Below are 10,378 nucleotides of genomic sequence, written 5' to 3' on the forward strand. Positions count from 1 at the left end.
GTGAGCGATGGATTTAATGATCGTGGAAGACGAGGTCCAATTACTCGATAATATGGCGCACAATATACCTTGGGAGGAGCATGACATTGAAGTCGTAGCTACGGCTGGAAATGGATTAGAGGCCATTGAGCTCTTTCAGCTGACCAAACCAGACATTGTCCTTCTGGACATTCAAATGCCCGAGGTGGATGGCATCACTGTTGCTGCTCATCTTGCCACCCACTTTCCTGCGGTCAAAATTATCATTCTTAGCGGCCATGACGACTTTTATTACGCCCAGAAAGCCATTGAATTCAATGTCGTCAAATATTTATTGAAGCCTGCTGGCTTCACAGAAATTGTTTCTGCCGTAATGGAAGCCCAGAAGCAGATCAAGAACGAGCGCGATGTCCTATATAAGCAGGAACTCTTGCAGAAAACATGGGAAGAGCACTTACCTCAGCTCCAAGCTTCGTTCTATCTGCATTGGGTGTTGGGCCAGTACGTCGGCTGGGAAATAGAGAGACAAAGTTCTGATCTCAAAATTGATCTGTCGGCTATTACTTTGTTTGCGGTTATTGTTATTGATATGGATCCGCTTGATGAGCACGAAACCCGATTTACAGATAGTGACACCTCTTTGCTAAGGTTTTCCCTTAATCAAATGGCGAAGGAATTTTTTAACGATGTTTCTTGCTGCATTTTAAAAGATTATGATGATTCCACCCTGTTGCTTTTTATGGAAAAAACGAATAAGAAAGAAAGCGAATTTATTACGGAAATTCATCTGTTATCCTCCAGATTTTTGACTATTGTTAAAGAATATTTAAAAGTGACAGCCAGTGCAGGAATTGGAAAGGCGCTAGTTCATAAGGACGAGGTGTCCGAATCCTACAAGCAAGCCCGTAGGGCTTTACAGGAAAGAGTTATACATGGTCATAACCTGGCTATTCCTTATCGTGGAAAAAAAGACGAATTTGCCGAAATCCCCTTCAACCCACCGCTTGAAAAAATGCTTTCCAATGCTCTGGAGATCGGGAATCAGGAAAAAGCAATCGAAATCGTAAATGAACTAATTCTTCTTGGGGTAGATCAGGCGAAGTCCGTTGAAGAGGTGCAGGAAAATGTGCTTTATTTCAGCAGTCTGTTCGTCCGTACCATTCATTCCCAAGGGTGGGCGTTGAAAGAGGTAGTTGGAAGCAACTACGATTATTTCCAAAACTTATATTCCTTGCAGACCAAGGAAAAGATCGTCCAATGGTTGCACAGCACGGTGCGCAGTATCACACAAAATGCCAAGGAGCGCAACCGTTCAAATAGTCATCAACTAGTGGAAGAAATGCTTCATATGATTGAGGAAACCTCAGACCAGGCTATCAGCCTGCATCTTTTAGCACAAAAACTTTATGTAAACCCCACCTATTTGTCAAGATTGTTTAAACAAGCAACAGGACAATCTTTCACCACCTATGTGTTGGACAGGAATATGAAACTCGCGATGGAAAGACTTAATGCCGGGACGAAAGTGATTCATACAGCCAGGTCGCTTGGTTATAAGGATGTCAGCTATTTCACGAAGGTTTTCCGCAAATACTGGGGCGTGACCCCGGGAGAAGTACGAGGTTAACTTATGAAAGATGCCTTGCGGCGTCCTTAGAGGTGTTGTGTTCATGGCTTTGGTGTGTTGCGGAGGGAATGGCTGTGAAGGCTGGAACCAATCTTTAAATGCGGACGCTGCCGCTCTTCCGCCCACAGCCATTCCCTCCCTCAGCTACAATCGCACGAATCACACGAACATCAAGCTCAAACGGACAGCCAGCAGCATCTGGTTCATGACCGAAAGGACAGTTAGGGCAGTGAAATCTCGGACTTCTTTACAGATTTCACGTCCTGGGATTGCAGAAATAAATAATCAATCCATTTGTTCGACAGTATCACATAAAGCATGATACCCTTTCACATAGAAGTCTATATCACTACCAGACCATATGATATTCATTCCACGTTCACGCCAATACTTCATATCTGCCGATGACCCCATATACATACCGCATGAAACTTGATACTTGCCGCAGATTTCTATTACATCATTCACAGCTTGAATGAACCTCGGATGTTGAAGTTGTCCTGGGATTTCCATACTTACAGACAAATCATAAGGTCCTACAATAACCCCTGCCACTTCCTTCATATCCAGCATAGCTCCAAGATTAGCAATAGCGGTTGGGTTTTCCATTTGAATAATAATCATTTTTTCCATGTTATAGTTGGCTAATTTGTTCAATAGATCATCACCTGAGAAATCATAGCCCCCCACTCCCTTCCTTCCCCTCGGAGGAAGTCTCATCATATCCACAGCACGTTCCAGCTCTGCCACAGTCTCGATGCGAGGAATGATAATCCCATTTGCTCCAAGATCCAGAACCTTGGATACTTGATTATAAGCAAGCTCCGTTATACGGACAAAAGCGGTTAATGCTACTGTATTACTTGTCCGCAATAACCCTTCCATATCCCGCCAATCAAAGAAATTATGCTCCAATTCTATAATGACAAAATCAATGTTGCGTTTCTTAAGCAGCGGAACAACTCCTGTCCAGCTAAAATGCGAAATTGTAGTGCCGAACACTTTGGATCTCTGCTTTAATTTCTCATAAGTACCGTTTAACATATCGAGCACCCTACCTTTTGTGCTGCCTTGACAATCGTCTCCCAAGTGACTTCATCAATTGGAACTCCTGACTGAAGCCGTTGTTCCTTCCTGTGGAAGTCCAGAGCACCTGGCAATGTAATTTTATCGAACCCGGGAGCCGTCGGACAGGAAAGCATATACTCGCTCAATTGATCCATCTCCTGCACGAAGCTCTCCTTGCCATAAAAAGCGTCCGGGTTAATTGCGATGAGGCACAATCCATTCACATAATCAGCATCATCAGAAAGACTGACTCCAGCAAGCACACCACCCAAAATTTCAACTAGCAATCCCAATCCGAACCCCTTATAGCCTAATTCTGCTCCAAAAGGCAGCAAGGTACCTGCCGGGGGGCCATAGAAATCTTTAGGATCGGTACTTGGGTTGCCATTAGCATCCAAAATTCTTCCCAATGGAACGGGTTCTCCCTTGTTTTTGTACATACGCAGCCTGCCTTCCGCAATCATTGAAGTGGACATATCAAATACGAGCGGCTCCTTGCTGGTTGGGACTGCATATGCGAACGGGTTCGTACAAAGCCTTCCTTCGCGACCACCCCATGGAGCTACGCAGTGCTCTCCCTTTGCTCCATTTACAGCTGCGAGGGCAACCATCTGTTTTTCCGCTACTTTTTGTGCGTAGGCTCCAAGCCGCCCGACATGGTGGGAGCGTCGACTGACGACGCAAGCGATATGGGAGTGCTCTGCTTTTTCAAGCAAAATATCTACCATTTTGTTCGCGCTTACAGCACCGAAATTAAGGCCGCAATCGACAACCGCCGTACTGGGAGTTTCACGAATAATTTGTATTTTGGATCCGGGTTTTATCGATCCGCTAAAAACTTGATTCACGTATTGAGGAATTCTTATAACACCGTGCGAATCGATTCCCATTAAACTTGCTTCCACCAATTCTTCCGCTACCCATGCTGCCTCTTCAGGTGTCGCCCCGCATGCAGAAAAAACCTGTACGGTCAGTTGATATAGCTCCTGTGATGTTTTTAAAATCATTGTTCATCCTCCTGTTTTTGTAGTTATCCAAAAACGTTACATGTACCAAACCTGTACCTTTATAACTTACATAATATCCTAATTTCCAATGTGATGTCAACGCAAATAAGATAAGTACGAATTGCTGCATGTTTTTTAATTATTGGAACCTGTTTGATAATAAATTCCGTCGGCTTTGCTGACGGAATTTATTTACAGATCGAAAGTATTGCGATGTTATCTTACTGCAATCTATCATCAATTCTGTAAATTGATATGTAAAGAGGAGCAGCCATATGGCATACTCCTCCACTCTCGTTCATTAATCTCTAAGATATGTCATAACCTTACGAATCCACTCCCCTTCTTGATCTGCAAGCAAAGTGTGCCAACCAAGAATCTTGGCTTCTTTAAAATTCTTTTCTTGATCATCTATAAACAATACACGGCTTGTATCAATAAGATGAGTGCTCGCTGCTGCATATATTTCAGGATTCGGCTTACAACTGCCAGTTTGGCTGGATATTGTCATGCTTTTTACATAACTTCGGACTGGGTTTATGATGTGGTCTATCCACTCAGCACGATGGTTGCTTAAAAGATGAATGTTAGCCACTTTGCTCCATTTCGGAATTTCTTCGATGGCTGGCAAAGGCTTTATATAGGAAAGCAGCATGGCTTGGACATAATCCTTATTCAGAGAGGGGATTCGCTCGCATAGCCTACGCCAAAACTCTTCTTCAGAAACTTTTCCAGACCATAGATCTTCTCGAATTCCCTTTTTATAATGATCAAGTTGATCAAAAGAAATTCCAGATTCAATTGATAATTGCCGCCAAAAATGCGGAGAAAAATTAGTTGCAAGCACACCAGCCACATCAAGGATTAATTCGGGTTTTGTAGTTATTTCAGAACACCTCTTCCCATAAAAACCCATGTTTTATTCATAAATTTTAGAAGCGTATAATATATCGGCAAAGACCTTCCAAGTTGGTTGGTCAGGAACCAATTGATTCGTATTAACATAATAACTATCCATATCATTCATCCATGCTTCCATTGCTTCAAAGTATCTTTCTAGCGTTGAATTTTCCCAATCCCCAATTTGAGTATCTAAGTTATTTCTAAGTGCTGAAATAAACTTAATTAAATCTTCTTTTGACTTTACTTGTTCAACCATATCATGAAGTTGCATTATAATTCTCCATTACAAAAAACAGTTGCAATGTCCCTTCCATGCTATGTTAAAGCTATATCCTTTCAGGGGTTGGCGCTGCAACTGTGAATTGTACTCCCCAATCTTAGATTTCAAATAATTCCATAGGCCGAGTCAATTGTAATCGTGAATTTCTCATATTTTTACACAGTCAAGGGCAGCTTTATATAATCAATCATTTCCTCATTAACATTGTAGCTAAATCTATGATCGACATTTTCCCCATTTAGCATAACTGGCAGAAACTCTTGAACGTTGTCTGCAATGCCAGTGTTTTTAACATTTAAAACCCAGTCTATGTCTTTCCAATCCAATATACCCTCTGCAACATTCACAGGAGTCGAAAAATCTGTTGATGTTGGAATTGAAGATATATAGACATACATGCCTGATATTGCATCATTCAAAATCCAAGTTACGGTCCCAACCAATTCTGGATTATCAACGCTGAGCCCAGTCTCCTCATAGACTTCCCTTATTACACTTTGCTGTGGAGTTTCACCCGCTTCAATTTTTCCGCCTACCCCGTTCCATTTGCCCATATTTGGGGAGTAAAGACGATTTAACATTAGAATTTGATGGCCTTTTTTAATAAAACAAAGCGTATAATTGTGCATATTTTTCCCCGTATCTCAATCGGATTTAGTAGATAGAATTATTGCTAATTAACTTTTGAAATCTCATTTGAACTAATGTTTTACCTCTTTTAATTACTCTTTCTGTTCCATCAGATTTAAAATCTAATTTCTCATAAAACTTTATCGCATCTGTATTTTCTTTAAGGACCCATAACGAGGCTCTGGAGTGACCTAATTCAAGCACTTTATCCAACACCCAGCCCATCAGATGGCTCCCGAATCCCCTCCCGGAATATTCCTTAAGCAAATATATGGCGAATATTTCTACCCAGGTTTCATCTAAATCCTTATCTTCACATTTACCGACTTCCGCATAACCAATAGTTGCTCCATCAACTCTCAGGATTGCTATTCTTTTAGCGCTAGTTTTAAGCAAATTTTGGACATGCAGAGACCGATCTTCAAGTGTCATTTTATTTAAAAAATCATCCGGCATTATTCCTCTATACGCAGCACGGTATGACTCCAAATGTACAATACTTAAATCATGGCAATCATTGATGCAAGCCCACCGTATTTCAATCTCACTCACAGAGCACCTCTTCATTTCATTCAATAACTACAGAAACAAATTCATTCCTGGGGCTTCAGCCGGCCGCTCTAGTCCAGACATCATTTGAGTTCCAACCTGTAGATTGAAATAAATGAAAATATTCATTTTTGTCAGGAATTTCCGTGCGATAGGAAATATTCAAAGCGAGCCTCCTTTATAGTAAGGGTAATCCAGCTTTTCTTGAACCTGCCGAACCACCTCATCATTCGTAAGAGATTCTATGAAATACAATCCCAGGTCGATGGAAGCGGACACGCCACCTCCCGTAAAAATGTTCCCATCTCTCACGTAACGCTCCTTAATGACTTCCTTGCAATATGGCTCCAATAAATCGTATGCAGATGGATTCGTGGTTGCCTTTTTATCTTTCAAAAAACCTGCTGCCCCCAAAATTAATGCACCCGTACATACAGAGAGCTTATACTCCACGTCGCGTGCAGTTTGGATCCATGATATAAATTCGGTATCGTACCTAAGCTGTCTTGTAGAAAAACCTCCGGGTATAAATATGACATCATAGCCCGATAAGTCCGGATAAACGTGATTAATTTTAACAGTCAATCCCCTGTCATCCGTTATATACTCTTGGTTTGAACAGAAGTCCCACGACACATTTTCTTTTACCTTTAAAATCCCCATCCAAGTTACCGCTTCATAAAAACCAACTAAATCCAGCATAGTCATCTTGTCAAACAGAATGTAAGCCATCTTCATTCCCAAGCACCTCACCCTTCTGATTTTGAAAAAAAGTACCTGATCTATGATCAAATACTTTGCCCAGGCGCACGACTTCATGACATATGAGCTCCCTCGCGGTTCTCCGCATTTACGCCAGTTGCCCATACCAGATATTTACTATATTTTATGCTGAAAGCTTTTATAAATCAATAATTTCCTTATCTCTTTTCATCAATGCATCCCCATTAGCTTTATTCGCAAGCTGCCGCGCCACTCTCAAATATACCTATTAGTCCAACAAAAAAGTTGTGTGTTCGAGATATTTTTTACAATAATGATCTATCACGAATGGCAAATCCCTTTTTAACGATTCAATCTCCTTTGGATTCTGCGAATGAAATGCAAACGTTCTTATGATGGACCAAATAAAAAAAGCTTCTATTACGGTTCTATAATCGTCTTGCAGCGGGTGCACAGTTCCATATGTGGATACGAACACCTTTTGATTCTCAAAAGAAAGATGCATACAGGTTTCAGCCAAATCAAATAAATAGTATCCATGGCCGCAGTTGGAAAAATCAATGGGTCGAGGATTATCTTTGTAAAAGACATAGTTAGCCTCATGAAGATCAGAATGAATAAGCCCCCAGCTGTCCCGGGACATATTTTGGCTATCAATTTCAATAGAAATTTGATCCACAGTTTCTTTTAGAGAAGAAAAATATTCATCAGCTATAAGCCCCTTTAAATTTTGTCTTAACTGCTTATAAGAAGTCATTAAATGTAGCGAATTATAGGCCGGTCTTGTGAATCTATCAGGGGCATCCCACTTTTTGGAATGTGCATGCAGATCTGCCATTAACAACGCCAGCCTTCTTGTTTCGTCACCAGTTGGTTGTCTATTAAGTAGTTCCCCATGAACCCAATGATGTAAGGTCACAAACATTTCTTCATTAAAACCATCAGCTAAGTTATCTATGTCTTCTAAATCTTCGACAGTTACCGTAGTGACTAATTCGCCCTCCCCATTTTTCACAGGAGCAGGAACGTCATGCTTTGAATCACTAGCTAAGGCTTCGAGCCAAATCAACTCTGATTCGATAAAATCTTTTGATCTACTTCCATTTGTTGAATAATGAAGTTTAATTAGATACTTTAAATCTTCATCTTTAGTTTCAACGCGAAATGTTACATTATCACTTAAACCAAGGTACACCAATTTTTCAGCAAAAATCGGGTATTTTTCCAAGGCTTTTTTGGCAATGTTCTCATATTCCTTTTCTGAAAGCACATTGACCACTCCATCTGGAATTATTTTGACCATTTCATTTATACTAGCATGATTTCGTTCAGAACAGATGTAAAAATTGGATATAACTAACTATCGTTTAAAATCACAATTATTTCCTTTAGTTGGAATTTTCATTGTGTAGGCAAGTTTATGCTTGCGCAAAAAAAACTCCGCCGCATATGCCATGTGGGAGAGGTTTTTGTATCAGCATTGTAGTTCCGTTGGAAGCATGGTCAATCCATTACATATACTTTCTCGCCAACATGAATTTGTCCAGTCTTTTTAACCGAAGCATACACACCGAAATTTAAGTTCATCTCTTCATTTACCTTTTTTAAAAGAGAAGCATCACGTTCCAGTGTATCTGGGTCAAGAGTAATCATAGAACACCGCTCACAATACATATCAACATGTAATTCCGCACTACCCACTGATAATCGTTTTCCTAACCAATTGCTTTCATCCCATGCGTTATCATCTAAAGTCACCATCATATTTGCTCTAAAACGACGCTGATCTAATCTTTTTCCCCATATTGTTTCAAGTTTACGTAAAGTTGCATCTGTAATAATCAGTATACTGCCAGTATCAACGGCCATAAGTTCAGAGCTTTGATTTTTATAGCTAACCATAGATATCTTCTTTTTGGAATGCCTTTGCACTTCATCTAGTAAATCATAATTCCAGGCAAGAATTCGTCCATCAGGCGATGTTACGCTTACATTATCTTGTCCATTTTCAGAATCCTCGCACTCAAGTTTGGCCTTATAAGCAAGCATACTAGGGATGCTTCTAGCCGTAATAAAGCTCTCCCATCCTTCCTTTGTTTCATCTATAAAAGCATACCAGCGATCGCCATAGAAGCCATATGTCTCAATGTCGCAAGTCTCCAGGCTCTCTCCAGCAAATGACTTTATAGGGTATCTGTTTATCTCACTGATTTCACCCACTAACTTCAAAATGAATCCCCCTAAAATCTAATTATTCCCCACGATGACTATGGTCACTTGCCCCATTTTAATTTGTTCAGCTCTTCTTTTTGTTTAAAAGATTCTTCAAGGTTTATTTGAAACACATTTGCGAGTGCAATGGTATAATACAAAACATCACTTAACTCTTCCTCAATTGAATCTTTAATATTCCCAGCCTCTTGCCGCTTGTTTTTCCTTATCACTTCTGCCAGTTCGCCTACTTCCTCTATAAGCTTATAAAAATAAGCGGAGGCGTCTGGGTTAAAATCTTTGTTTTTAATATATTGTTGTAATTCATTCAGCGTAATATTTGATCTTAGAGAAGTCATAATTTCCTCACTCCAGCTACAGTTTTGGTATTTTGGAAATCACATATTGACGCTGTTAGGTCAGACCCCATGTGATCGACTAATCTTACGTATCCTTCATTCAGTACTTTGATTAATGACAATTGAATAGATCCCCGTTTATTCCAATCGTTATAGGTTCTACAAAAAATAAGGTTTCCCTCTTTTTCGCTTTATTTGACTATCTCTAATTTATTGTTCTCATATCTAGCTTATTGAGGTGAAAGGGTGCTCATTAAAGTTTTGTTGATAATATAGCCCTCCCTGGTCTATTAACTCACAATGTGTAGTCGAAATTCCGCCATAATATTTTTCACCGCTTTGCCAAACCAGTATTGAACTATTGGGGCTAGTCCGGCTAGTCCGGTTAGGACAGTAATAGAAACTGCAAACACGATACAAACTGTCCAAATAGCAATCATATTTTTTGAAACTATGGAATCAAGTATGAATTTAAGCATCAAGGGAAGTACTAGTGTCAAAATTGAATCGATTAGACAGCACCCAAGTAGACCCAAGATATATGATGTTTTGCTTGGATTAATAAATCCAATAAGTCTTCTTAGTTCGGATTGACTTTTATTTCTCAAGGTTCAAGCCCCTCTCCCTTCATGAAATGAAACGGAGTCCTTTTGATAAATTAGTTGTTTGTCATACAGACTTTTGTAAGCACCTTCTATACTTTATTCTCAGATATTGTTATCAAACCATCTCGGTAAAATTTTATAACATATGTTATATGGATATTAATGGAAAGTTAACATTTTTCTTACCGACTTTAGGCTCAACCTAATAATCAGTGCTTGACAGTCAAGCTAACATTCGATGGCGGTTAAATGCTACGATAATGCCAGCTTTATAGCGGCCCGGTACTTGTCATAGCTATTTTCATATCGGCGAGGGTAACACGTGCGGTAATGGTCACCGCAGTCTAAGCTTGCCCCACTATGCTTCCAATTTTATGGAAACATCAAATATTGGAAATTAAGTTGATTTTATATAAATAAAAAATATCCAAATGAGC

General features: G+C 39.9%; 11 protein-coding genes and 1 riboswitch. Of the genes, 1 reads left to right on the forward strand and 10 read right to left on the reverse strand.

The genetic code is table 11. The features are described 5' to 3' along the window. Positions 1-7 precede the first annotated feature (7 nt). On the forward strand, positions 8-1,606 hold the full coding sequence (locus J2Z66_RS40120; protein WP_209979352.1) for a response regulator: 1,599 nt from the start codon (positions 8-10) through the stop codon (positions 1,604-1,606). 285 nt (positions 1,607-1,891) lie between these two features. On the opposite strand, the gene J2Z66_RS40125 is transcribed toward J2Z66_RS40120, so the two are convergent. The 10 genes from J2Z66_RS40125 to J2Z66_RS40170 form a co-directional block, all read right to left on the reverse strand. Continuing rightward, positions 1,892-2,650: an HpcH/HpaI aldolase family protein gene (locus tag J2Z66_RS40125; protein WP_209979354.1), complete on the reverse strand. Its 759-nt coding sequence runs from the start codon at positions 2,648-2,650 to the stop codon at positions 1,892-1,894. After that, positions 2,644-3,681 (reverse strand): Ldh family oxidoreductase, encoded by a 1,038-nt coding sequence (locus J2Z66_RS40130; protein ID WP_209979357.1) that lies wholly within the window; start codon positions 3,679-3,681, stop codon positions 2,644-2,646. The genes J2Z66_RS40125 and J2Z66_RS40130 overlap by 7 nt, the downstream gene beginning before the upstream one ends. Before the next feature lie 301 nt (positions 3,682-3,982). Then, positions 3,983-4,597: an HAD-IA family hydrolase gene (locus tag J2Z66_RS40135; RefSeq protein WP_245376199.1), complete on the reverse strand. Its 615-nt coding sequence runs from the start codon at positions 4,595-4,597 to the stop codon at positions 3,983-3,985. 3 nt (positions 4,598-4,600) lie between these two features. Further along, positions 4,601-4,855, reverse strand: coding sequence for a DUF7660 family protein (locus J2Z66_RS40140; protein WP_209979359.1), 255 nt, complete (start codon positions 4,853-4,855; stop codon positions 4,601-4,603). Positions 4,856-5,019: 164 nt separating this feature from the next. Beyond that, a complete protein-coding gene (locus J2Z66_RS40145; RefSeq protein ID WP_209979361.1) occupies positions 5,020-5,493 on the reverse strand; it encodes an NUDIX hydrolase in 474 nt (157 codons plus the stop codon). A 25-nt stretch (positions 5,494-5,518) separates the two neighbouring features. Continuing rightward, a complete protein-coding gene (locus J2Z66_RS40150; RefSeq protein ID WP_209979363.1) occupies positions 5,519-6,046 on the reverse strand; it encodes a GNAT family N-acetyltransferase in 528 nt (175 codons plus the stop codon). A gap of 159 nt (positions 6,047-6,205) precedes the next feature. After that, the gene (locus tag J2Z66_RS40155) at positions 6,206-6,781 is read right to left on the reverse strand and encodes a DJ-1/PfpI family protein (protein ID WP_209979376.1); all 576 of its coding nucleotides are present in this window, start codon (positions 6,779-6,781) and stop codon (positions 6,206-6,208) included. 54 nt (positions 6,782-6,835) lie between these two features. Continuing rightward, positions 6,836-6,916, reverse strand: a riboswitch (ZMP/ZTP riboswitch). A gap of 118 nt (positions 6,917-7,034) precedes the next feature. Further along, the gene (locus J2Z66_RS40160) at positions 7,035-8,036 is read right to left on the reverse strand and encodes a phosphotransferase enzyme family protein (protein ID WP_209979364.1); all 1,002 of its coding nucleotides are present in this window, start codon (positions 8,034-8,036) and stop codon (positions 7,035-7,037) included. Positions 8,037-8,269: 233 nt separating this feature from the next. Beyond that, positions 8,270-8,986 carry an MOSC domain-containing protein gene (locus J2Z66_RS40165; RefSeq protein WP_312895023.1) on the reverse strand — a complete coding sequence of 239 codons (717 nt, stop codon included), beginning with the start codon at positions 8,984-8,986 and terminating at the stop codon, positions 8,270-8,272. Positions 8,987-9,039: 53 nt separating this feature from the next. Then, positions 9,040-9,336, reverse strand: a complete 297-nt coding sequence (locus J2Z66_RS40170) for a MazG nucleotide pyrophosphohydrolase domain-containing protein (RefSeq protein ID WP_209979366.1) — start codon at positions 9,334-9,336, stop codon at positions 9,040-9,042. Positions 9,337-10,378: the final 1,042 nt, after the last annotated feature.

The organism is Paenibacillus eucommiae, from assembly GCF_017874215.1.
Lineage (GTDB): Bacteria > Bacillota > Bacilli > Paenibacillales > NBRC-103111 > Paenibacillus_AI > Paenibacillus_AI eucommiae.

What these genes read in the sequence shown, in the direction of transcription:
- J2Z66_RS40120 (WP_209979352.1), top strand. Translation starts at nt 8, where the DNA reads ATGGATTTAATGATCGTGGAAGACGAGGTCCAATTACTCGATAATATG.
- J2Z66_RS40125 (WP_209979354.1), bottom strand. Translation starts at nt 2,650, where the DNA reads ATGTTAAACGGTACTTATGAGAAATTAAAGCAGAGATCCAAAGTGTTC.
- J2Z66_RS40130 (WP_209979357.1), bottom strand. Translation starts at nt 3,681, where the DNA reads ATGATTTTAAAAACATCACAGGAGCTATATCAACTGACCGTACAGGTT.
- J2Z66_RS40135 (WP_245376199.1), bottom strand. Translation starts at nt 4,597, where the DNA reads ATGGGTTTTTATGGGAAGAGGTGTTCTGAAATAACTACAAAACCCGAA.
- J2Z66_RS40140 (WP_209979359.1), bottom strand. Translation starts at nt 4,855, where the DNA reads ATGCAACTTCATGATATGGTTGAACAAGTAAAGTCAAAAGAAGATTTA.
- J2Z66_RS40145 (WP_209979361.1), bottom strand. Translation starts at nt 5,493, where the DNA reads ATGCACAATTATACGCTTTGTTTTATTAAAAAAGGCCATCAAATTCTA.
- J2Z66_RS40155 (WP_209979376.1), bottom strand. Translation starts at nt 6,781, where the DNA reads ATGAAGATGGCTTACATTCTGTTTGACAAGATGACTATGCTGGATTTA.
- J2Z66_RS40170 (WP_209979366.1), bottom strand. Translation starts at nt 9,336, where the DNA reads ATGACTTCTCTAAGATCAAATATTACGCTGAATGAATTACAACAATAT.